The 558-nt window shown below is 62.0% G+C and carries 1 protein-coding gene; it reads left to right on the forward strand.

The genetic code is table 11. From position 1 onward, the window contains the following. The coding region (locus RND78_RS27895; RefSeq protein ID WP_312733467.1) for a calcium-binding protein at positions 1-558 on the forward strand (558 nt) is incomplete at both ends.

The raw sequence follows: 558 nt of genomic DNA on the forward strand, positions 1-558 counted from the left end.
CCTCTATGGCTATGCCATTAACCAGGTGCAGTTTGCCGATGGCACGGCCTGGGATCGCGACCAGCTCAAGGCCTGGGTCACCCGGGGCAGCGAGCTCAGTGAGACCCTGACCGGTTATGCCACGGCCGATACGCTCACTGGCTTGGCCGGCAACGACAGCCTGTACGGTCGTGGCGGTGACGATGTGCTCGACGGGGGCGAAGGCCGTGACAGCCTGTACGGTGAAGACGGCAACGACACCCTGCAAGGCGGCGCCGGCAACGACACCCTGTCCGGTGGTAACGGCAATGATGTCCTCGACGGTGGCTCGGGCAACGACTATCTGGAAGGGAACTATGGCTCGGACACCTATGTGTTTGGCAAGGGCTCGGGCCAGGACACCATCTACAACTATGCCTACAACGACACCACGGCCAACAAGCAGGACGTGATCCGGCTGGATGGGCTGAACGTGGCGGACGTACGGGTGTGGCGAGAGTCGGACGATCTGTACATCCAGGTACGAGAGACCGGTGAAACCCTGCGGGTCAGCTCGCATTTCTCGGATGACAGCACGGA

The sequence above is a fragment of the Pseudomonas oryzihabitans genome (assembly GCF_032027545.1).
Lineage (GTDB): Bacteria > Pseudomonadota > Gammaproteobacteria > Pseudomonadales > Pseudomonadaceae > Chryseomonas > Chryseomonas oryzihabitans_F.